Source organism: Chthonomonas sp., from assembly GCA_016788115.1.
GTDB lineage: Bacteria > Armatimonadota > Fimbriimonadia > Fimbriimonadales > Fimbriimonadaceae > UBA2391.
This window is the reverse complement of record JAEURR010000006.1, coordinates 358,212-380,378: the sequence shown is the minus strand read 5'-3', so window position 1 is coordinate 380,378 and position 22,167 is coordinate 358,212. Positions and strand designations below refer to the sequence as shown.

At 59.1% G+C, this 22,167-nt stretch carries 22 protein-coding genes; 11 read left to right on the top strand and 11 right to left on the bottom strand.

The genetic code is table 11. The features are described from left to right. Positions 1–63: 63 nt before the first annotated feature. From JNM85_06995 to JNM85_06985, 3 genes are all read right to left on the bottom strand, one after another. Positions 64–1,257, bottom strand: a complete 1,194-nt coding sequence (locus tag JNM85_06995; GenBank protein ID MBL8087802.1) for a hypothetical protein — start codon at positions 1,255–1,257, stop codon at positions 64–66. A gap of 128 nt (positions 1,258–1,385) precedes the next feature. Then, positions 1,386–2,573, bottom strand: a complete 1,188-nt coding sequence (locus tag JNM85_06990; GenBank protein MBL8087801.1) for a hypothetical protein — start codon at positions 2,571–2,573, stop codon at positions 1,386–1,388. 181 nt (positions 2,574–2,754) lie between these two features. Beyond that, positions 2,755–3,900, bottom strand: a complete 1,146-nt coding sequence (locus JNM85_06985) for a hypothetical protein (protein MBL8087800.1) — start codon at positions 3,898–3,900, stop codon at positions 2,755–2,757. Between the two features lie 348 nt (positions 3,901–4,248). Here JNM85_06985 and JNM85_06980 point away from each other — a divergent pair, with 348 nt between their 5' ends. Beyond that, positions 4,249–4,584, top strand: a complete 336-nt coding sequence (locus JNM85_06980; protein ID MBL8087799.1) for a 30S ribosomal protein S18 — start codon at positions 4,249–4,251, stop codon at positions 4,582–4,584. A 68-nt stretch (positions 4,585–4,652) separates the two neighbouring features. On the opposite strand, the gene JNM85_06975 is transcribed toward JNM85_06980, so the two are convergent. Next, on the bottom strand, positions 4,653–5,036 hold the full coding sequence (locus tag JNM85_06975; protein ID MBL8087798.1) for a transcriptional repressor: 384 nt from the start codon (positions 5,034–5,036) through the stop codon (positions 4,653–4,655). A 296-nt stretch (positions 5,037–5,332) separates the two neighbouring features. Between JNM85_06975 and JNM85_06970 the strand changes: the two genes are divergently transcribed. The 3 genes from JNM85_06970 (at position 5,333) to mutL (ending at position 8,842) form a co-directional block, all read left to right on the top strand. After that, complete coding sequence (locus tag JNM85_06970; GenBank protein MBL8087797.1) at positions 5,333–5,527, top strand: hypothetical protein; 195 nt, start codon at positions 5,333–5,335, stop codon at positions 5,525–5,527. Positions 5,528–5,633: 106 nt separating this feature from the next. Further along, positions 5,634–7,028, top strand: a complete 1,395-nt coding sequence (locus JNM85_06965) for a DUF1800 domain-containing protein (GenBank protein MBL8087796.1) — start codon at positions 5,634–5,636, stop codon at positions 7,026–7,028. Between the two features lie 44 nt (positions 7,029–7,072). Beyond that, positions 7,073–8,842, top strand: coding sequence for a DNA mismatch repair endonuclease MutL (mutL, locus tag JNM85_06960; GenBank protein MBL8087795.1), 1,770 nt, complete (start codon positions 7,073–7,075; stop codon positions 8,840–8,842). On the opposite strand, the gene JNM85_06955 is transcribed toward mutL, so the two are convergent. After that, positions 8,829–9,944 (bottom strand): acyltransferase, encoded by a 1,116-nt coding sequence (locus tag JNM85_06955; GenBank protein ID MBL8087794.1) that lies wholly within the window; start codon positions 9,942–9,944, stop codon positions 8,829–8,831. The two genes, mutL and JNM85_06955, sit on opposite strands and share 14 nt — an antisense overlap. Then, a complete protein-coding gene (locus JNM85_06950) occupies positions 9,941–12,442 on the bottom strand; it encodes an NTP transferase domain-containing protein (protein ID MBL8087793.1) in 2,502 nt (833 codons plus the stop codon). Before JNM85_06950 ends, JNM85_06955 begins: the two co-directional genes overlap by 4 nt. Positions 12,443–12,721: 279 nt before the next feature. Between JNM85_06950 and JNM85_06945 the strand changes: the two genes are divergently transcribed. Then, positions 12,722–13,333, top strand: coding sequence for a PEP-CTERM sorting domain-containing protein (locus JNM85_06945; protein MBL8087792.1), 612 nt, complete (start codon positions 12,722–12,724; stop codon positions 13,331–13,333). 48 nt (positions 13,334–13,381) lie between these two features. Next, a complete protein-coding gene (locus JNM85_06940) occupies positions 13,382–13,996 on the top strand; it encodes a PEP-CTERM sorting domain-containing protein (GenBank protein MBL8087791.1) in 615 nt (204 codons plus the stop codon). 89 nt (positions 13,997–14,085) lie between these two features. Here JNM85_06940 and JNM85_06935 read toward each other — a convergent pair whose 3' ends face one another. Further along, positions 14,086–15,288: a tyrosine--tRNA ligase gene (locus JNM85_06935; GenBank protein MBL8087790.1), complete on the bottom strand. Its 1,203-nt coding sequence runs from the start codon at positions 15,286–15,288 to the stop codon at positions 14,086–14,088. 101 nt (positions 15,289–15,389) lie between these two features. Here JNM85_06935 and motA point away from each other — a divergent pair, with 101 nt between their 5' ends. Next, positions 15,390–16,247, top strand: a complete 858-nt coding sequence (motA, locus tag JNM85_06930; protein MBL8087789.1) for a flagellar motor stator protein MotA — start codon at positions 15,390–15,392, stop codon at positions 16,245–16,247. 15 nt (positions 16,248–16,262) lie between these two features. Further along, entirely contained in the window at positions 16,263–17,189 is a 927-nt protein-coding gene (locus JNM85_06925) for a flagellar motor protein MotB (GenBank protein ID MBL8087788.1), read from the top strand. A gap of 59 nt (positions 17,190–17,248) precedes the next feature. Here JNM85_06925 and JNM85_06920 read toward each other — a convergent pair whose 3' ends face one another. Together JNM85_06920 and JNM85_06915 are read right to left on the bottom strand one after the other, a co-directional pair. After that, complete coding sequence (locus JNM85_06920; GenBank protein ID MBL8087787.1) at positions 17,249–17,485, bottom strand: hypothetical protein; 237 nt, start codon at positions 17,483–17,485, stop codon at positions 17,249–17,251. Positions 17,486–17,497: 12 nt separating this feature from the next. Next, complete coding sequence (locus JNM85_06915; protein ID MBL8087786.1) at positions 17,498–18,427, bottom strand: prepilin-type N-terminal cleavage/methylation domain-containing protein; 930 nt, start codon at positions 18,425–18,427, stop codon at positions 17,498–17,500. Positions 18,428–18,610: 183 nt separating this feature from the next. Between JNM85_06915 and JNM85_06910 the strand changes: the two genes are divergently transcribed. The 3 genes from JNM85_06910 to JNM85_06900 are packed head-to-tail and all read left to right on the top strand — an operon-like array spanning position 18,611 to position 20,923. Further along, the gene (locus tag JNM85_06910; GenBank protein ID MBL8087785.1) at positions 18,611–18,886 is read left to right on the top strand and encodes a hypothetical protein; all 276 of its coding nucleotides are present in this window, start codon (positions 18,611–18,613) and stop codon (positions 18,884–18,886) included. A gap of 15 nt (positions 18,887–18,901) precedes the next feature. After that, complete coding sequence (gene rmuC / locus JNM85_06905) at positions 18,902–20,317, top strand: DNA recombination protein RmuC (GenBank protein MBL8087784.1); 1,416 nt, start codon at positions 18,902–18,904, stop codon at positions 20,315–20,317. After that, entirely contained in the window at positions 20,318–20,923 is a 606-nt protein-coding gene (locus tag JNM85_06900) for a hypothetical protein (protein ID MBL8087783.1), read from the top strand. Here the strand turns inward: JNM85_06900 and JNM85_06895 are convergent. Together JNM85_06895 and JNM85_06890 are read right to left on the bottom strand one after the other, a co-directional pair. Beyond that, a complete protein-coding gene (locus tag JNM85_06895; protein ID MBL8087782.1) occupies positions 20,823–21,566 on the bottom strand; it encodes a 1-acyl-sn-glycerol-3-phosphate acyltransferase in 744 nt (247 codons plus the stop codon). The genes JNM85_06900 and JNM85_06895 overlap by 101 nt on opposite strands. Positions 21,567–21,570: 4 nt before the next feature. Then, entirely contained in the window at positions 21,571–22,152 is a 582-nt protein-coding gene (locus tag JNM85_06890; GenBank protein MBL8087781.1) for a riboflavin synthase, read from the bottom strand. Positions 22,153–22,167 lie beyond the last annotated feature (15 nt).

The following is a 22,167-nucleotide window of genomic DNA, read 5'->3' as shown; positions in this document are numbered from 1 at the left end:
TCTGGCTGAGTTAACAAAAAGAGGGCAGGTTGCCTCGAGCGACCTGCCCTCTTCGTTCGGGTCTTAGTAGTCGTCGCCGTCGGTCTCGTAGTTGGCGCTCATGATCAGGTAGTCAAAGAAGTTCACTTCGCCGTCCTCTGAGAGGTCGGCACCTGCCGAGAAAGTGGGGTCGCCCACCACCGATTCGTAAGCGTCCGAGAGCTGCAGATAATCAAAAAAGTCGACGTGGTTGTCGTCGTTGCAATCGCCATTCTGCAGCGTGACGTCGAGCTGATTGTGGCCGGTGTCGAGATCAACGTTGTACACCGCCTTCTTTAGCCAGTGGCTCGATTTGAAGTACAAATCTGCCGTGCCGGTTGCGGTCGTATCAAAGGCGTACCAGTTGTTGTATCCCACCGCAAACGTCTGCGTGTCTACGAGCACGCCGCCCTGCACGACTTCAACGGTGACCGGGATCCCGATGCTTCGGTTGCTTTGGCCATGATAGAATTGCCCGGCAACAGTACCCGGATTCGCTTGGACCTGGAAGTATCCCTCAGATCGCCGGGTGTAAGTGACGGAGGCTGCGGCCGTGCCAAAGCCGGCATTACTGGTAGTTCGATAGCAGTCGTGAGTCAGGCCGTAATAGTAGTAGTGACCGCTGATCAGCTTTGCGCCCGGGATCGTGGTGCTACCGGCAACCGACGCAGGGCCACCGTCTTGCCACGCCAGGTTTGTCGAGGTCATGTCGAGCACATTCAGTGCACTCGTTGTGAGGGGCATTACCCCGCTGTGGGTGAAGGCGGGCCAGGTGACCGTCCGATCATCCCCTGCGTTGCAGAACTGCAAACTGGAATAGCTTCCCGAAGTCAGGAACGGAATTGAATTGGCGAAGTCGGCGGCACTCGTGGCAACTGTCGCCGATTGACCTGCAAAACTCCCTCCGGTGATCTTGAAAGTGTACGTTCCGGTCGGATAGCTTGTGAACAGCGCGCCCAACGTCGGTTGGTACTCGCCGTAGATGAGGTACGCAGGCGGGCTGAAGATCAGCGGAGTCACGGTCCCGTTGGGCGCGTTGAACTCACCGGCATCAAACTCACCTGTTCCATCGGAAGACATGATCGCTTGAAATGCGAAAAGGTCTTCCAGCACCGGAGCAAAGTCAGAATTCTGGACGGAATTCCGAAGGTACGAAACCGAGTAGCCGGTCACGGCTGCCGGGGCCAAGCAAGAGGTGGCAAGCAGGGACGAGAGCAGGGCAAAGCGGACTTTAATCATTGAGGTCTCCAATCACTACCCCCTAGTTTAATACACATCAGTGAGAATACGGTCAAAAATAAAACGAGGTGGGGCAAATGATCAAGTCACTTGCCCCACCCGTTGTTGAAAGGAGTGTCGATTAAGCTTTATGCTCCCGGTGCGGGCTCATCCCCTTGCAACTCGTAGTTCGCGTTAAGGATGAGGTAGTCGAAGAAGTCGATGACTCCATCGCCATTGAGGTCTGCGTACGGATTGGCATCGTAACCTGGCTGACCTGCCTCGGACTCGTACCCATCCGAAAGGATGAGGTAGTCGAAGAAGTCGACGAAGTTGTCGTTGTTGATGTCGCCATTGATGAGCGTGACCGGGGCGATGCGCACGAATGCGCCGCTCTGGTACTCGCCCACAAGTCTTTGCAAGCCAGCCCTCGTCTTGACGAAGATCCGGTTTAAGCCAGCAACTGGGGCCTTCGCCTCGAAGTAGCCGTCTTTGTCCATCGTCGTGTTGACGGTGACCGGGCCGCCATTGTCAAAGACCACACTGACGGGCATGGTCGCCAGGTTACCGGCGTATCCTGCGACCGCAATGCGACCGGCGTAAGTCTGCTGAGTGGTTGCATACCGCTTCACCGACAGGTCGTCGTAGTGACCGATGTTGGTGGAAGGCGTGCTCGGGCTGGTGCCGATGCTGCTCGCGTACAGCGCGGTGTACGCGAAGTTGTTGCGTGTGGTCGTTCCAAGGATTCCCAGGTCGATCCCGTTGACACTGCCACGAATCCTGCCAATCTGGTTGCCGACGCCCTGGATCAGTTCCAGTCGGTGCCAGGTGTCGCGTGGGACGTTCGTGACGACAGCGCTGACCTGCTGGTCCGGTCGATCCAAGATGGCTCGCCCGTCGCCGGTGATCTTCACTGCTGCGCCGATCTGATAGAAACCGATGCCCGGGAAGAGTTCAATATAGTCGCCGTAGGTCTCCAGGCCGAAGTGGCCGCGGTTCAGGTTGCCGCTTCGCGTGTCGGTGTCGATCTTGACCCAGACGGTACTGACGAAGGTGTCTTGGGTGTTGGTGTCGGTGTCCGGCTTCCAAGCAGTGCGCGCGCCGACGCCGTCGGTCTGCAGCTTCAGGTCGTAGATGACGCCCTGGGTGCCGTTGCGGCCCTGGGCTGCGGCGATCTTAAACGGGTTCGAAATCTGGGTGTCCAGGTCCCAGGTTTGTTGGTTCTTGATCGAGCCGTTCGAGAAGGGGCTCTCAAAACCAGTCGCATACCGGACGGTTTGGGCCATGGACACAGATGCCAGGCAAGCTAACGCAAACGTAGTGGTCAAGAATCGCATGAAAAAATCTCCTCTTCGTGGTCGAGCAACCAACGACAGTGTACTTGACGATATGCGCATGAAATTGGTTCGATATTCATTTGCAACGATTCTTCAAGCAGCTCTGGGAGAATTGCTGGGGACCAAGAAAAAATGCCCGCGAGCATCAAGCTCACGGGCATCTCGGAGTCGTCGATGAGGCTTAGAGCCCGGCGATGTCTCCGTTGGTTTCGTAGTTGTCCGACATGATGAGATAGTCGAAGAAGTCGGCCGCATCGTCACCGTTGAAGTCGCACTCTGCGTTGTATCCACCATCGCCGAGGGCGAGTTCGTAGCTAGCCGAGAGCAACAAGTAGTCGAAGAAGTCCACGAAGTCATCGTTGTTCGCATCGCCTGCGAGCACCGTGGCCACACCGGCGACTGTGTACGGCGAGTTCGCCGTCAACGTGATGCTGCCAGCCTTCTTGCTCAGCCACTTCGAGCCCTTGAAGTAGACATCGTAGGTGCCAGGACCTGCTGTTGTGTTCACTGTGAAGTAGCCGTCGCCATCTGGGGTCGCAGTCTTCGTGTCAACCAGCGTGGACCCGCTGTAAAGCGAGACGGTGACGGGGGCTGTGTCGGCACCCTTCATGTAGCCCGCGTACGTAATCTGACCGGCGACCGCTTTGTTGGCGTTCGAGTATCGGACGATCTTGTAGTCGTCGAAGTGTCCAACGTTGAAACCGCTTGCACTCGCGAGGAGGTCAACGTCGAAGATGAAGCTCTTCAACGTTGGCATCGGAACAGTGATCGGGAACGCCGATCCATTCATCGCGCCCGCCGTACGATTGTTCGGGTAGTCGGTGATCATGTCGATGCGGTGCCAGACGCCGTTCGCCGGAGTAAAGCCGGGAACATCCGCAATGGTGGATGAATAGAACCGGACCTTCTTGTCGCCGCGAACCAGAATAACGGCGATACGGCCGAAGTTCGATCCGCCAGCATCGGAGCCGCCGTAGGCATCGAGGCCAAAACCGGACTGGAGAGTATTAACGGTGTCCTCATCGACCTTGACCCACGCGGTCGTGACATAGGCGTTGCCGGCACCAGCTTGCGTGATGTCAAGCCATGCCCAGTTGTTGCCCGCCGCCGGAGCCGTGTCGTAGACGACTCCCTGGCTACCCGTGCGCTTGCCCGCATCCACGGTGAAGAAACTATTGACGTCTTCATCCACGAGCCAGGATTGCTGGCTATCCAGCACGCCGGGGGTGAACGGGGCCTCAAAGCCAGTGCTGTACACAGTCGTTTGCGCAAAAGCGACGCTTGCGAATGCGACGCCAAGCGCCGCCAGTGTGAGTTTGTTTTTCATTTCATCTCCTCAGAAATCAAAAATAGGAAAAGGCCATTAAATTGTACAACGAAGAACGCTCCAGATTGTTCATCGAATCGGTTTTTGTTCGCTGAAGGAGCGCTCTAGGCAAGGGTTTGAGGGAGAGAAAGCAAGAGATGTGCCATACTGGTAGTTCGTGCCTTCGGCATGAAATCTCACGTAAGGAACTGTTGGACACAAAACATGAGTGAAGAAACCACGCAGACGCAGGCAAGTCAAGCTTCGGAAGCCGCGTCAAACACCGCGGGTGAAAATGGAGCACGACGACCAAGTGCACGGCCGTACGGTAGCCAGGGCGCAGCCGGTGGCGGCGACATGGGCGCAGCGATGACGGGCGAGCCCCGATTCCGCGGACGACGACGACGCAAGGTCAGTTACCTCACCATTAACAAGATTCAGACGGTGGACTATAAGGAGGTCACCATCCTCCGACGGTTCACGAATGATCGCGGCAAGATCCTCTCCGCAAAGTTCACGGGGAACACTGCCAAGCAGCAGCGCATGATTGCTCAGGCAATCCGCCGTGCGCGTGAGATGGCTCTCATGCCGTTCGTCGTGACCGAGTTCAGCGCTGAGCGACCGATGCGACCGCGCCCGCCGCGCAACTACGATCGCGACAACCGCGAGCATCGCGAGCCGCGAGAACCGCGAAACGAAGACTAAGTCTTCTTCAGCAGTAAGTAAAGTGGGCGAGCCCTAAGGGACTCGGCCACTTTGTTTTGTGGGTGGAATCAGGCGCGGCGCGCGATACAGTTGCTGCACGTGCCCTGAACTTCGATCTTGATGGAGTCGGCTTCGTGACCGATCGCCTTGAGTCGATCACGCGTGCTGCTGAGCTCGGTGGCGGAGACGGGTAACTCGGTCACCTCGCCGCAGCTGGCACACACGAAGTGCTCTTCTTCGTGCGAATGATCGTCGCTCATGGAGCAGGCGCGGTAGCCGTCCACGATCCCAATGTGGTGGACCAGGCCCAATTCCGACAGAGTCGCCAGGATTCGGTACACGCTCACCACGTCGATCCGATCGCCCGAGCTCGTGATGGCGCGGTGAATGTCGTGCGCGGTGAGTGCCCTTCTGGTATCCGCCAGGGTACGGATCACTTGCAACCGAGGCATCGTGATGCGAAAACCCTCGTCGCGGAATCGCTGCAAGGCTCTTGTTTCGTATTCGGATGGTGGCTTGGGCAAGTTCACGCAGGCTGTCTCACTCGGTGAAAGTTTACTCCAGGTGCGGAAATTGACCAGGAAGAGCGCAAAATTTCCGCGCCCCGTTGAACCTACAGGTTCAACCCGGTTAGACTACTGATGTGTTAGGCAGGAGAAACTTTTGCACAGTGGGTTCATTTGAACTCAAGGATGTGATATAGTTTTCTCGAATCTATGCAGGCACTTAGGTGTCTTTGGAGGGATAAATGGAGTTCTATGATCTGAAATCGCGAGCGAAGGTTCAAGTAGGTGACAGTGATGTCACCAAGACCAAGATGGTGCGCAAGACCAAGACTGGTCAGCAGACGCGCCACGCGCTCATGGCCAACTACCAGGGCCGCAAGCTGTACAAGTTCGTTAGCGAGAAGGATTTCAACGCGGCGAACGTGAAAGAAGTCTGAATTGCTGCTAAGTTGATTTTTGGGCTGCGCCTCCTTTGGGAGGGGCAGCCCTCGTTCTTGATACCCTCGTGGTGAACAGAAGCCGCATCCTATCGTCCTCACTCACATGGCCGCTCTGACCGAACGAGAGAAGATTGCCCACGTCCTGCGCCGATTTGGGTGGGGAGTGAGCGAAGCCGAACTGGAGTACTACGGCAAGCTTGGGCTCGCTGGTACGATCGACACCCTGCTCAACTACGAGAAAGTCGATCCGCAATTTGACCTCACGCCGAACGACATGGGCATCGGCAAGGGCGCCCCACGCATGCGCGACATCCAAGCGTGGTGGCTCTTGAAAATGGTGGTGACGCGCCGACCCCTCGAAGAGAAGATGACCCTCTTCTGGCACAACCACTTTGCGACGGCGTCTTCAAAGGTTGACGTGGCCCCCGCGATGTACGCGCAGAATCTCCTCTTGCGCAAGCACGCGGTGGGGAACTTCCACCACATGCTGGTCGACGTCGCCAAGGACCCGGCGATGCTCTACTGGCTGGACAACCAGTTCAATACCAAAGAGAAGCCTAACGAGAACTTTGCCAGGGAGATTATGGAGCTGTTCACTCTCGGTGTCGGGCACTACTCGGAGAAAGACGTCCAGGAAGCTGCGCGTGCGTTCACTGGATGGACCTACGGTCGGCGTGGACGCAGCGTAGACAAACCCCGATTTGGCTCATCATTCCAGTTCCTAGAGGACGTGCACGATCCCGGAATGAAGTCCTTTCTGGGGAACAAGGGTCCCTTCGACGGGGAGGACGTCTGCGGTATTCTCGCCGCACACCCCAGTACGGCGATCTTTCTCGCGAAGAAGCTGTGGACATGGTTCGCCTACGACAACCCCGAACCCGCGGTGGTCGAACTGATCGCTGCGGCCTTCACGAACAGCCACTATTCGATTCGGTCCACCCTCAGGGCGATCATGGAGGCTCCAGAGTTCTATAGCGAGCGATGCGTGGGACGCCTGATCAAGAACCCGCTCGATCTATGCGTCGCGACGTACCGGCAGTTTGGGATCGGCGGGTCCATTCAGAGGTCCATCGAGGATGCTCGCGGCACGGAGACAAAGATTCCACGAGCCGCTGCCCTCGCGCCCATTTTCACCTCGACCAAGGCGATGGGGATGGAGGTTCTGAACCCGCCGGATGTGTCGGGGTGGAAGGTCGGAGCCGAATGGATCAGCTCGGCAACCATGATAGAGCGCATCAAGTTCGGTAAGATCTTGGTCCAGGGGCTCCAGCGATCACGGCTCTTGCAGTCGATTGTGCTGGATCTCCGAACGCCCACCGAGTATGCCCAAAGGCTGACGGCACTGCTGGATGTGAAACTCCCGGCGGACAAACTTGCCCGAGTCGAGGATGCCGTCCGAGCCGCCATGCCGTCGCGCATTACCGCGCTGAATGTCGACAAGCCCACGGCTGCGGCACTCGGGCTCATCTTTGGCACACCAGAATTCCAGCTGATGTAGCGCAGAAAATCGGCGGGGAATCGTCTTTAATAGGAGACGACTCCATGAGCACCCCTGTTGAGACTCCTCGCGCCCGCGTCCGTTTGCTGGACGCCCACACGATCAACCAGATCGCGGCGGGCGAGGTTGTGGATCGCCCGGCGTCTGCGCTCAAGGAGCTCGTCGAAAACGCCCTGGACGCCGGGGCAACGCGGATCGAAGTCGAGCTAGATCGCAGTGGGATCGAACGTCTGCTTGTGCGGGACAATGGCTGCGGTATGGACGCGGACGACCTGACGACCGCCCTGCAACGCCACGCGACTTCCAAGATACAGCGGATCGAGGACCTGAGCCGAACGGCGAGCTTGGGATTCCGCGGGGAGGCGCTCCCAAGCATCGCTTCGGTCTCTCGCATGCGCGTGACCACGGGAACGGGCGATGGCATCCGGTACGAACTTGTCGTGGATGGGGGCGTGATTGAGCCCATTCGTACGGTGAGCGGCCCCCAGGGGACAGAGGTCGTCGTCGAGGATCTGTTCTTCAACACCCCCGCGCGGCTCAAGTTTTTGAAGAGCGACACCACTGAGCTGAATGCGTGCGTCGACGTCGTGCAGAGGCTGGCGGTGGTCCGGCCGGACGTCCGGTTCACCATCCGAAGCGGCAAGACCGTCGTGCTGCAGAGCGCGGGGGACGACGACCTGCTCGGGGCGCTGGCAGAGGTCTGGGGTCGTGATGCGGCGCGCGCGTTGGCCGAACTCGATCACTTTGAGGAAGGTGTCCGGGTCCGGGGGTTTATCAGCCCACCGCACTTTACCAAGGGAACTCGCGCGTTCCAGTGGCTCTTCGTCAATGGGCGGCCGATCCGATCGCGCGCGCTACAGGTAGCGGTCGATCTGGCGTATCGGGTATTGACCCCCGAAAAGCGGTTCCCGCTGACCGCGTTGATCATCGATGTCGATCCTGCTCGGGTCGATATGAACGTATCTCCCACTAAGTCTGAAGTCAAATTCCAGCACGAAGTCTCGGTGAACGACGCAGTCCGGCACGCAGTCAAGCAAGCGCTGCTTCACCACGGAATGATCCCGGATGCCGCTGGTCTCATGCGCGTCAACCAAGCGCTCGATGAGCTTTCGGCTCCGCCTTGGCACGCAACGCTAAGCCAGGCTCAGGCTTCAATCGACGCACAGCAGCCCCTGTTTGCGCCTGGCGAGGGTCCCCAGTTGCTGACGACCCCGGTCCCGCCGAACGCGTATTGCTCGCTCCTTGAAGACCTGCGCGTCATCGGTCAGTCGATGAACACGTTCATCATCGCGGAGAACTGCGAAGGGTTGCTGGTGATCGACCAGCACGTCGCGCACGAGCGGATCTTGTACGAAATGCTGGTGCGGCAACGAGGGTCTGGGATGGTTGAGCAGCAACCGCTCTTGGTCCCGGTTACAGTGACGCTGGACCGGCGTTCGACTGGTGCGTTGCTCGATCAGACCGACACCTTGCGGGCGCTAGGATTTGAGATCTCGGAGTTCGGGGACGATGCGATCTTGGTTCGCGCCGTGCCTGCTGCGTTGCGTGTTGCGCCCGAGCAGGTGCTGCGCGAGATCGCGGACGAGATGATGGAGGGGATGGGCGGGTGCGTCAGTCCGGCGCGCCAGGATCTATGGGTTACCGCATCGTGCAAGATGGCGGTAAAGGCTGGCGACCCCTTGAGTTTTGCCGAGATGGAGAAGCTCATCATCGATCTGGCTCAAACCGAGAATCCGTACCTGTGCCCCCACGGGCGTCCGATCACCATCGTGATGGGGAAGGGCGAACTCCTGCGCAAGTTCAAGCGGACGTAATGGGTTCGGGGGAAGGCGTGTGGCGGCGAGACGAGATGAACGGCCGCTCGAAGACCCAGTAGAACCCGTAGCACCCGAGCAGTACCAGCGGAAACCAGGCCAGCAGCCAGGCGGTCTGACGGGTGGGCGTCGCCGCCCACTCGGGGCGCAGGAAGTAACCGACCTGGAGCAGCGGATGGTGCATCAGATAGAGGCTGTAAGAAAAGCTTCCCAACCAGACTAGCGGGCGTGCGCCGAGCATCCTGTCCGACCATGAGCCGCGGTAGCGAGTGATCGCAATGAGGACGGCCGCGACCGCGAGGCCGATGAACGCGTCCGCAACCCATAGGTCTTTGCGCGAAGTGGCAAACCAAACCGACGCGCCAAACAGCGCGCCAGCGCACAGCATGAGCACACCGTGCGTTGGGGGCTCTTCCCGCGAATCCATTGCCATCCGCGCGGCGACCATGCCGAGTGCGAAGAGCGCGGCGTACCAGAAGTAAAGCTTTATCCCGCCCGGGACTTGGAGGATCAGCAGCCAGGCGGCGACAGACGTGCAGGTCACCACGGCCAGTTTTCCGAACCGCATGAGCACCCAGACGAGGACCGGGAACGCGAAGTATAGCTGGAACTCGATGGCGATGCTCCAGAGGACGCCATTGACCTTGTACATCCACGTTGGATCAAAATTGTGGACAAGTAGCAGGTGTGCACCAACGTTCTCGGCGGTCAGCGGTAAATATTGTGTGAAAGGAAGCCCGGGTAGTTTTGTGGTGACGAGCACGCAAACCAGCAGCGAGAACGCCAGGCACGCGTAGTAAGGCGGCAAGATCCGGCGGCAGCGTCGCACCAAGTACCGGCGGAGGTCCTTGAGTTGCCCGTCGCCGTTACGCAGGTACAGCGAGAGTTGGAGACTGAAACCGGAGAGGACAATGAACGCAGCCACGGCCAGGTGTCCGTACCACATTGGGTGGGTCACTTGGGCGAGCCAAGCAGGCAAACTACCGGTGCGAGCGGCGTTACGTTCAGGATCGACCATGGTCACGATGTGGCCGAGCGCAACGTAGAGGGCGGCGAGACCCCGCAGGCTTTCGATGCTACGGATCTTGCCGGATTCGCTCACGCGGGATGTTGTTGCATCTCCTCAATTTGGTGGACGTACCGGTCCAGGTACTCCTGGCTCATTTCGTCCGTCTCGCCCTCGGCGAAAATATGGAAGACGGGCTCAAACGAGTCGGGAAGCACCAGCGCCCACCCGCCCGGCTGAAGTAGCTTGACGCCGTCCACGAGTTCCATTTGGTCCGGGTGTTGAGACTCCGTAAGGACCCGCATGATGGTCCCTTTGGACTCCCACGGGCAGCGCACCTGCTGGTACTTGACGTGGAAGGCGGGGAGGCCGGCGACAACGTCGCGCAGGGTCGTCTCGGCGCGTTCGAGCATCAGGACCAAGTTGGCAAGTGCAAACATGGCATCGAAGCCCGGGTGCAAGCTGGGGAAGATAAATCCACCGCTGGAGTCACCTGCGAACTGGGTTTCCGGGTTCATGGCTGCCGCCATCAGGGCGCGCGAGTCGGCCTTGGTACGGACGACACAAGCTCCGTTCGACACGAGCAGATCTTCGAGAACGCTGGATGCTGTGACGTTCAGGGCCAGGGTCGGGTTCTTGTTCGTGCGAGCCTTCAGAATGCTCATTGCCGCCAAAAGTTGGGTACCACTCAGGATCGCTCCGGTGCTGTCAACCACCGTCAATCGCTCTCCCTCGTTCGTGAAGAGCACCCCGAAGTCGTAGCCGAGCGTCCCCACGATCTGCTGCAAGTTCTCCATGTGCCGGGCAATCTCGCTCGGGCTGCGCGGGGCTCGCTTCGAATCGCTGAAGGAGTTGATGTTGATGGTGTCGATCTCAAGCCGTCCGGCCATTGCGGCAAAGAACGAACTGATGGCACTGTAGCCGAAGTCGCAAACCACCCGCAGACGTCGACCCTGCTGGATCGGGCCGAGCTGGTGAAAGAAGTCGTTCGTGTAGTCCTCGATGGCGCGACTCGCGTATTCGATTGCGCCCAGATCGTCCGGATCGCACCGATGAAAGTCTTCGCGGAAGAACGCGGTCTCGACTTTGCGTTCGTGCGACTTGCTCAGGTAGTTGCCGCGTGCATCGAATAGCTCAATCAGCGTGACGCGAGAGTTGCCTGGCATCTTGCGGACGTTGACTGCGCCCGAAGCGCCGCTTGTACGGATGAAGTGCCGCGCCACCGGGACCGCGGAGCTCTGCATATCCAGGACTTCGCAGCCCACGCTGAGCAGGCTGGCCATGATGGCCCGCTTGATCATGCGGCTGCTGCGGCTGCTGTCGCGTGAGGTAACGATCGTGGCCTTGTTGGGCAGGATTGAGCCGAACGCAGAACCCAATCGTGTGGCAAACTCGGGCGTGATCTCGACGTTCGAGAGTCCGGCCACGCCTAGCTCGCGGAACAGATTGCCGCGCCATTTGTTGCCCCAGACCAGCGACATGGTGACCGTCGAGCCACGCTCGATGACCTTGTCCGGCCAGAGCTTGATTCGGGGACGAATAGTGCAGCCGGTGTCGATCAGACAGCGATCTCCAACCACCGCATCCTCGCCGATCTGGCAGTCGCGTTTGATTGTGCAGCGCGCTCCGATGATGGCCGATTGGACGGTGACGTTCGGTCCGATGTAGCTCCCGTCCCAGACCACCGAGCGCTCGACGTGGGCGCCCTCTTCGAGCAGCGCGTTGTCGCCGATGACGGTATACGGGCCGATCTTGGCGTCGCCTTTGATCTTCGTGTTACGGCCGATGACGATGGGAGGCATGAGGACCGCACGCTCATCGATGTTGGTGTTGGGACCCACCCAGATGCCTGGTTCAATTTGCTCGCCCAGGATGGGTAGGTGGATCCGCCCGGATAGGAGGTGCTCCTGAGCTTCGCGGTACTGCTCCAGCGTCCCGACGTCGCACCAGTAGTCGTCCATGACGTAGCCGTAGAGGGGTTTGCCCTCGCGGAGCAATTCAGGGAATATGTCCTGGCTCCAGTCGTACTGTTTGCCGGGCTTCATCATCTCGAGAATCTCAGGCTCGAGGATGTAGATGCCGGTGTTGACGGTATCGCTGAAGACCTCGCTCCAACTGGGCTTTTCGAGGAATCGTACGACGCGCCCGTCGTCATCGGTGATGACCACACCGAACTCGAGCGGGGAAGTCACGCGGTACAGGACGAGGGTGGCGAGGCTCTTCTTTTCTCGGTGGAAGGCGAGTGCTTTGCTTAGGTCGCAGTCGGTGAGAGCGTCACCAGAGACGATGAAGAAGGTCTCGCCCTGCAGCAGTGCCTCCGCCTTCTTGACCGAGCCAGCGGTGCCCAGGGGAGTGTCCTCAATGCTGTAGTGCATTTTGACCCCGAAATCACTACCGTCGTCAAAATAGCCCTGAATTTCGTCGGCCAGGTAGTGGAGGGTGCTCACGACCTCTTTCACCCCATGGCGGCTGAGCAGCCGTACGATGTGCTGCATGATCGGCTCGTTGGCCACGGGGACCAACGGCTTGGGCCGGTTCGCTGTAATGGGCCGTAGCCTGGATCCTTCGCCGCCCGCCATCACGACTGCTTTCATCGTTTTCTCTCCCCCGATTGTGGCCTATTCGCCCGGGCACGCGGGTAGCTCGCGTGCGAGCTACTAGCAAGGTTACTAGTTTCTGCCGAAGATAGGACCGTGAACAGACTGAAATGTGACGCCGAACTTGCAAATATTGACAAAAACTCGAAATCCGCTCTTTGCATTTGGGCTCCCCTGGGTTATAATCAGTTCGTATCAAAGCCCTTCATGGGTGCGATGCAAATGATTCAGGGTCGTTTCGGCCCACTTTTTGGGATTTCCCAAGGGAGGACAGTAGTGAATAAAGTATTTAGTAAGGCTCTTATGGCCGTTGCTGCGCTTGGCGCAGTTGCAGCCGCAAACGCGATTACGTTTTCGAACGTGTCGATCACTGGCCCGTCGCAGTTGCTCGGAACCCTCGGTACCGACCACTTCTTTACGCCTGGCGCAACGGACATCGACTTCACGTTCAACAAGGCCCTAGTCGGAGACGCACAGCCGCTCCGCTTCGGCACGATCAACATCACCTACGAGGCCAAGAGCCCGACGGCAATGGTTCTTAACGAACTCAAGCTCTCGGCTACCACGCTTCTGCTGGGCAGCGGCCACCTTCGCGTCGTCGAGACGATCGAAGACGTCGTGAACCCCGGTGTGATCGCCAGCTTCTCGAAGGACTACTACGCAGGCACATTCGCCATCGCCGAGAACATTGTCTTCTCGCGACAATCGACGCACATCAAGGTCAAGAAGACGATCTTCATGGACGCGTTCGACACTCAGGCGCTTGACCTCGCAGGTGTGGGCCTCGTTGAGCAGAACATCAAGCTCGTCCCTGAGCCGGGCACGATGATGGCGATTGGCCTGGGTATTGCAGGTCTCGCAGCTCGACGTCGACGCAACCGAGCTTAAGTTTCGTTTCGATTGATTTTTCTGGGCTTTTGCCCTAGGGAGGACAGAATGAAGAAAATTACAGGAAAGATGATTGCGGTTGCGCTGGTGGCGACTGCAGCCGTGGGTGCAAATGCCCTCACGTTCTCGAACTTCGTCATCACGGGTGATGCTGGCATCATCGGTACGCTTGGTACCGACCACTTTATCAAGACCTACGATTGCGACGTTGACATCACATTCAACAAGGCATGGGTTGGCGATAACTTGCCGCTCCGCAGCACGACCATCTCGATCACGTTCCTCGTGACCGCAGGTGCGAACGAGATGATCACCGGCGTCCAGCTTGCTGGTAACGCTCTCGCGACCGGCAGCGGTCTCGTCCAGGTTTCGGAGATCGTCGAGGATCAGAACGACTTTACGAACGGCATCAACGATGGCGTGCTCGTGACTTCGACGACCTCGGGTTCGTTCAACAAGGCGTGGACACTGCGCAAGCCAGCTAAGTTCATCAAGGTTAAGAAGTCGATCTTCCTGAGTGCTCCAAACACTGACGCCCGCGACCTCGCTGGTATCGGCCTGGTTGAGCAGCGATTCATCAAGGCTGTGCCTGAGCCAGCCTCGATCGCCGCGATGGGACTTGGTGTCCTTGCACTCGTTGCCCGACGACGCAAGTCCAAGTAAGGCACAGGCCTCTCCCGAAAACACTACTGAATGGCAGAAGCGGAAATCCGCTTCTGCCCTCCTTAGTTTGTGGAGGTCGGTTTCGCTGACTACGATAGGCGGCGGAATTCGTGCTTTCCGACCCGCAAGATTCGGCCCACAACCTGGTCGATGGGCATCAGCAAGTCGGACACCTTGTCCGCATCCAGTGCGACGCCACCTTGCTGAATCTTGCTCTTGGCCTCGCTATTGCTTTTGGCCAACCCGAGCGTCGTGATCAGCGCATGCATGGCAATTTGACCATCGTGGATGCAGCTCTCGGGGATCTTCACCTCTTCGGCGTCGCCCACCTGGGTCTTCTTGGAGAACGTCTCGATAAAGTAGTTGTCCTCCGCCTCCGCGGCCTCAGCCGAATGGTACAGGGAAACGATCTCGCGGGCGAGCCGCCGCTTAACGTCGCGCGGGTTGACACTGCCGTCGTGGCAGCTCTTCACGAGCGTCGCGATCTCATCAATGGGAACATCGGTGCACAGCACCAGCCAGTTCTCGATGAGTGAGTCCGGGATCGACATGGTCTTGCCGTACATGTCTCGGGGCGTGTCGATGATGCTGACGTAGTTGCCGAGCGATTGGGACATCTTCTCGGTTCCGTCGGTGCCGATGAGCAACGGCGAGAGCACCACGACTTGCGGTTCCATCTCGTACTGGCTCATCAGCGTCCGGCCGACGAGGTTGTTGAACATCTGATCGTTCCCACCGAGCTCGACGTCGGCTCGCAGTGCGACCGAGTCATACCCTTGGCAGAGCGGATAGAGGATCTCGTGGAGCGCGATCGGTCGCTCCTCCTTGAGTCGCTTGGAGAAATCGTCGCGCTCGAGGATACGCGCGACGGTGGTGCGCGATGCGAGCCGAATCACGTCTTCAAAGGTCATCGTTCCCAGCCAATCGCGGTTGTAGCTGATCTCGGTGCGATCCGGGTCTAGGATCTTGAAGACTTGCTGCGAGACCGCCTCAACATTGGACTGCACCTCCTCACGCGTAAGCTGCTTACGGGTCTTGCTCTTTCCGCTCGGATCGCCGATCTGGGCGGTGAAATCGCCGATCACCAGACAGGCAGTGTGGCCCAGGCGCTGGAAGTCGCGGAGCTTGCGCAGGACCACCGCCCAACCGAGGGTCACGTCGGCAGCAGTCGGGTCCACGCCCAGCTTGATGCGCAGGTTCTTCCCGGATGCGAGCTTCTTCGTGAGGTCGTCGCGGTTGATGATCTCGGTCGTACCGCGAGAGAGGAATTCGATTTGCTGTTCGAGGGTCATGGACCCGGAAAGTGTACCGACTCCGATCACAGCCTGCGTTTTGGGCCGCATCTTGCCGATAAATCTGCTAGGAGACCGACTGTCTCCCGCGCGCAAAGGTTATGTTCACCTTCATTGGAATCTTTATCGTGTTGGCAGCCACCTTGATTGGCTATGTCATGCACCACGGTAACATCGCCGTTCTCATCCAGATCAACGAATTCGTGATCCTGGGTGGTTGTGCTGCGGGATCGCTCATCGCTGCCAACGGCATGTCCGGTTTCACGGCGTGTATCCAGGCGGTCATGGGGCTGCTGAAGCCAGACCCATTCACAAAGCCGGCGTTCGTCGATCTGCTGAAGATGATGTACCAGCTCTTCACGATCGCGAGGAAGGAAGGTCTGCTCGGCCTCGAAAAGCACGTCGAATCGCCGTCGGAGTCCGACATCATCAGCAAGTTTCCTACATTCCTGGCGAATCACCACGCCACTGACTTCTTCTGCGATACCCTGAAGGTGATCCTCACCGGTGCCGTCGGTCCGCACGACCTCGCCGAGATGATGGAGCTTGACCTCGAGGTCGCCCACGCTGAAGCCAAAGTACCTGTCGATGCAATCCAGACCGTCGGCGACGCCATGCCCGGTTTCGGTATCGTCGCTGCCGTTTTGGGCGTTATCATCACGATGGGAAAGATTGGTGGCGAAGCCGCCGCAATCGGTCAGTCGGTTGCTGCCGCTCTCGTCGGTACTTTCGTCGGTATCTTGCTCGCGTACGGCGTGTTCGGCCCGATGGCCAAGGCGATGGAGATTCGTCTCAAATCCGAAGAGCAGTATATGAACTGCATCCGGTTTGCCCTTTTCAGTTTTGCCCGCGGCGAATCGCCGATCACCTGCGTGGAGTTCGCTCGCCGCAACATCGTTCCCGCCCTCCGACCTGGCTTCACTGAGTTGGAGACGGCGGTGAAGGAGAAGGCCGCTTAACGAGCGCGAATCGCTATGGCTGACGGCACTCCCATTATCATCAAGAAGAAGAAGGGTCATGGCCACGGTCACCACGGTGGTGCCTGGAAGGTCGCCTACGCGGACTTCGTCACGGCGATGATGGCGTTCTTCATGGTTATGTGGATCATGGGAATGACCGACTCCACCCGGAGCATGATCCAGGGATACTTCAACGACCCGCTCGGTTTTACCAAGAACGAGCCCAAGTCGCGCGTTAATATCCAGCCTAGCAATGGCAGTCCGTACAGCACGTCGAAGTCCAGTAGCAAAGGTGCAGGCGACACGGAGATCCGAACCGAGCGAACCGAGGCCGCGCGTGCCGCAGCCGAAATCAAGAACGCTCTGAAAGGAGCCGCCAACGAGTCCGGGACCGGTGCCGGGCCAAACGACGCAGCCGTCCAGGCACTGTACAAGAACGTCGAAGTCTCGGTCAACGACGAAGGGCTCGTGATCGACTTTGTGGAGAACGCGGGCGCGGTGTTCTTCGAAGTGGGTTCCTCGCAGATCCGGCCGGGAGCGTTAACGCTGATCCGACGAGTGGCACCCATCCTGACGCGTGTCAATCGCAAGATCGTGATTGAGGGACACACCGATGCTCGCCCCTACGTGGGGAACGGCTATGACAACTGGGACTTGAGTAACGATCGTGCCTTCGCCATGCGACGGGCTCTCCGCGGCAGCGGCGTCCCGAGCAATCAGTTTCTGGAGGTCCGGGCGTACGGCCCGACGCGCTTGAAGGTACCGGAAGACCCGTATCACTTTAGCAATCGTCGCGTTACGGTCTTGCTCCCCTTTACTTGGCGCGGCGGAGACAAAGCGCCTGGCATGCCGCGGGATCTGCTGAATAGCGAGATTCAGGGGGTCTTCAAACGACCCGTCGATGTCGGACCGGCGACGGAATTGGTCCCGAAGAAGGACTGATGAAGAAAGGGCGGCGCGAAACTCGCGCCGCCCTTTCTCATTGCCTTTGACGAGGACTCTTAGCGGGTCCCTGCGTCGGTCGGCTTGACGTCCTGAACGCCCGTGTTGGTCGCTTCCTGCGGAGGAGCGGTGGTTGCCGCGCCGCCAACTGCTGCGTTGGGGTCAGTCTTTGTGGCAGGAGCTGCTGCCGTGGCGTCCGGTGCTGTGGCAGGTGCCGCAGCTTCTTCCTTCTTGCCGCAACCGACAGCCATGATGGCGACGGCCAAAACGAGGAGCAAACTAAGCTTCTTCATCATCAGATTTGTACCTTAGTTCGAGAACTCGTTATCCGGCATAAACGCCGCGACGTACAGGATCGAAGTCGAGCCTGCGAAACGGCCGCGGATGAAGTTCGACTCAGCATACGTCTCCGAATCCAGGAACTGGAGCGGCACCAGCGAGTTCGTGCTCGATGGGTAGGACGACTTGTTGCCAGAACCGAAACTGATCGCCTTGGCCGAGCTGTCGCAGAACACGTAGATGTTCTGACCACCGAACGGTGCGTAGCGAGGACCACCCTGCGAGCGGCTGCTCATGGTGAAGACGTCGCCGCGCGTGCCTGTGGCGTTGCCTTGCGGCAGTCCACCGGGATTGAAGCGGCACGGACCCGTACCATTACACAGCAAGCGCGGGTTGGCCATGGTCGCACCCTCCTGGGTGATGTCGCCAAAGCCCTGCCAGGCAAGCGGCATGCGGCTGACCGAAGCGACGCCACTGGTGGACATCGTATGCAGGTTGCCGTTCATGGTCAGGTTGGTCTTCCATGGTGTCTTCAGCTTCGCGCCGTAGCCTGCGGCCCACGGTGCGGCCGAGATCTGCACGACCTTTGCGCCGGGCATCTCGACGATGCCAGAGTTCTTGCGATACGGCTCGGTCGTATTCGTCCAGATCAGGGCGTACTCGTCCTGGGCTCCTGGGTAGTTGAACCAGCCATTGGGCGCCTGAGCCGTGTTATCGAACGGCCGGTAAGTCTCGACCGCAGCGGTGAGGTTGGGAACGACGCAGATCGGATACGAATCGTCGCTTGAGTCGGTGTAGAGAATGATACTCAGACCCGTCTGCTTAGCATTCGTGATCATCTGAGTCTTCTTCGCTGCCAGCTTCGCCTGCGCGAAAACAGGGAAGAGGATCGCCGCGAGGATCGCGATGATCGCAATGACGACCAGCAGTTCAATAAGAGTAAAAGCCTTGCGCTTCATTGTGAGAGTTACCTCGTTGTTTAATATGGCCAGAGCAGCGCCGTTGCTGATCGGGTGTAGGAATTATTCCGAGTTCATTTTATCCTAGGTTGGGTTCAAAAGAGCAAGACGCGCGCAAAGACTCATCGAAATGCATCATCACTTGCTGCTGGTCCGTCTCTAGGGACACGTATGAGTGCACGCATGGATGCTGAACTTTGGCGCTTTAACCTTACAAAAGTAGTGATCATCGACGTCACGGACGACTACGCGGTGATGCAGCCGCCACTCCCCAACAAGTGTTATCCCGTCCTCCGGGAGACCTACTTGCCTGTATACCAATTGAACAAAACCGTCCACCGCGACGACCTGGTGGAAGGGTTCATGTACGATTGGCATCAACGGCCGACCGAGGAGGAGACCGAGTGGGTCGTGGGCGTCGTGCGCGGAGAATTTGTGCGCGAGATGCTGGGTGGCTGAGATAGAATTCAGTTCATGCCACTCGTCATAGGTCTAGGTGTTTTCGTCGCGGGTGGCGTACTCGTCGGAATTTTGGTCTACATCCTGTTGCGCCCGCGCCTGGGACAGGTGGGCGAGCTCGATGCCCTAAAAGTCGAGAAGGCCACACTCGTTGAGCGTGCCTCTGCAGTGGGTCCGCTGCAAGAGGCGCTTGACCGCTCCCGGGCCGAAGCCAATGAGCTGGGGCAGAAGATTGCCACTTTGGATGCGGAAGCCGCCGCGCGCGATCGACAGTTTGCCGAACAAAAGCAACTCCTGGCGGACGCTGAGAATCGTATGCGCGAGGCGTTTCAGAATCTCGCGAACACCGCCGTCCAGACGAGCCAGGGCACCTTCCTCGAACTCGCCAAGTCGGAGTTCGAAAAGCTCCGCGGGGCGAGCGAGTCCGATCTAGACAAGCGCAAAGTCGCGATCGAGGCCCTATTGAAGCCGATTGAGGAGAAGCTCGGCAACTTCAACGTCGTGCAACAGGACATGGAGCGGGCCCGCACCGAGGCGTACGGCGAGTTGCGCAAGTCTCTCGAAACGGTCAAGGGCGACCATGAGCGGCTGCAGCGCGAGACGCGGAATCTCGTCCAAGCACTGCGCAACCCGGTCCGGCGCGGGCAGTGGGGTGAGTTGCAGCTCAAGCGGGTCGTCGAGATGGCGGGCATGCTCGAGTACTGCGATTTCGAGACGCAGAAGAACTTGAACACCGATGACGGACGATTGCGACCCGACCTCATCGTGAAGCTGCCCAATAACCGAACGGTGGTGGTCGATGCCAAAACTCCGCTCGATGCTTACCTCTCGAGCGTCGATGCCGAAGAGGAGGACGCGCGGCGCACAATGCTGGTCGAGCACGCACGACAGGTCAAGAAGCATGTGGAGCAGCTCAGCGCCAAGTCATACGACAAGCAGTTCGAGTCGTCGCCCGAGTTTGTGGTCCTGTTCTTGCCTGGCGAGTCTCTCTACAGCGCCGCGCTCGAACAGGATCCAAGCCTCATCGAGTTTGGGGTGAACAACAACGTGCTCATTGCGACGCCAACAACGCTCATCGCGCTGCTTCGGTCGGTCGCAGCAGGCTGGCGGCAAGAGAAGCTCGCCGAAGAGGCGCGGCATATTACGACGCTGGGACGCGATCTCCATTCGGCGTTCCGAGTTTTCGCCGACCACTACCAGAATATGGGGAAGAAGCTCACCCAGGCGGTGGATGCCTACAATGACAGCGTCGGTTCGCTCGAACGGAACATCTTGCCGAAGGCGCGCAAACTCAAGTCTCTTGGCGGTGCGCAGGAGGCCGCAGTGGTGGACCTGAATGACATCGACATTTCGGCCCGCACGATCCATGCTCCCGAAGTGTCCGCGCTTCCCGCGAGCGCGGGGCTATTCGAAGAGGGGAGCGACGCCTAATTGAGAGCGCTGTGCTTCGCTCTCGGAACGCTCGTTGCGGTCGTAGCGTGGGCTGATCCCGGCTTGGTAGGTGAGATTCCGAACGCCCATAAGGTCCTAAAGCGGACCTTGCGGCTGCATGGGGCGAGTTCGCTGAACCTCCGAGATCGGCGGGAGTTTGCCGTACAGGCACCGATCGGTGAGGCGTGGGAGACCGCCCTCACCTACGACGAGCGAGGGAGGCGTGCCTCGGTGGATCTGGCGTACCAGTTTTTGATTCCGTTCCCCGATGCCATCCCGGGGATTTCGATCGGCGTAGTGGACCTGCCCAATCGCACACGCGACGGGCGGTCGCTCTACCTCGTCGCGACCTGGCAGTTCGGACTCCAGGGGGAGTCGAACGGAAACGTGCCAGCGGAGCTCACGCTCGGAGGGGGTACTGGGCGCTATCGAGGACTGCTTTTCGGAATGAAACTACCGCTCACCGATCGATTCAGCCTCACTTCGCAGCACGATTCCCGCGACCTCAGGGCTGGCTTTGAGTTTCAGGCGACGCAGGAGCTGAAGTTCCGGATTCAGTTTCAGCAGAACCGGAGTCTGGTGTCGTTCGATTGGACTCTGCGATGATCAGCGGCTGACCGTGGGCGGCGCTGAGATCCGCCAATCGCTTTGCAAGCTCGTTGACAAACCGCACGCGCTTCAAGCGCTCGTTCCCCTCGCCCGCGACTTCGTCAAACGTGAACGAGTCTCCAAAAACGATGTCGATGCGATGTCGTCGGGGCCAGCTACGACCCTTTGGCAGCGTGATGTGCGAACCGATCATCGCGATCGGGAGGATTCGAGCGTTCGTTCGCTTGGCCAGCATCGCAAGGCCCGACGAAATCGGACCCATATGAGTTCCGTCACCACGCGTGCCCTCAGGAAACACCAAGACGGCCCGGCCCTCCTCCAGCAACCTGATCGCGAGGCGGATCGCTTCAGAATCGTTCTCTCCACGGCGCACGGGGAACGCGCCGACGGAGCGGATGATCGGCCCAATGACCGGCACTTTGAACAGCTCGCGCTTGGCCATGAAGGTGAGGCAGCGCGGTTGGCAGCACGCGCACGCAGGCGGGTCGAAGTTGCTCATGTGGGTGGGGGCGAAGATGAGCGGCCCATCGTCTGGGATTTTCTCGGGGTGGATCGCTCGCAGTCCACCGAACGGCCGGAAGACCAGCGTACGCGTCGCGTCACAGATAAATCGGTACCACCATGTGCCTCTGTCCATCATGCTCTCAGCCGTTGATACGGAAGTTGATCAGTCGCTCGACGTGCTTCGCCAGAACGTCGTACTCCAAGTTGACCCGGTCGCCGACCTTTCGGTCCATGAGATTCGTGTGTTGACGCGTATGAGGGATCACCCAAGCCTCAAAATGGGCGTCGGTCGGATGGACCACCGTGAGGCTGATTCCATCGACGGTGACGCTCCCTTTGTCGATGAGGTAGCGGGCATCGGGTGCCTCAAATCGATAGACCGTGTGCTCGCCTCGTTCTTGAATATCGAGGATGCGTCCAATCGCATCGACGTGCCCCTGGACGATGTGGCCGCCAAGCCGGTCGCCGACCCGCAATGCCCGCTCCAGGTTCACGCCCGACCCGGGCACCACGTCGCCAAAGTTGGTACGGGTGTAGGTCTCGGGGCTGAGTTCAAAGGTCATGCCCGGCTCGAATTCGATTACGGTGAGGCAGCAACCGTTGATGGCAATGCTCTCGCCGAGCTGAACGGGCTCATCACCGAGGTCGATCGGGGACAAGATGAGCTTGCCCGGGCGTGTTTCCTTGACTGTGCCGACGGCTTGGACCAGACCAGTAAACATTCGCTCAGTGACCGT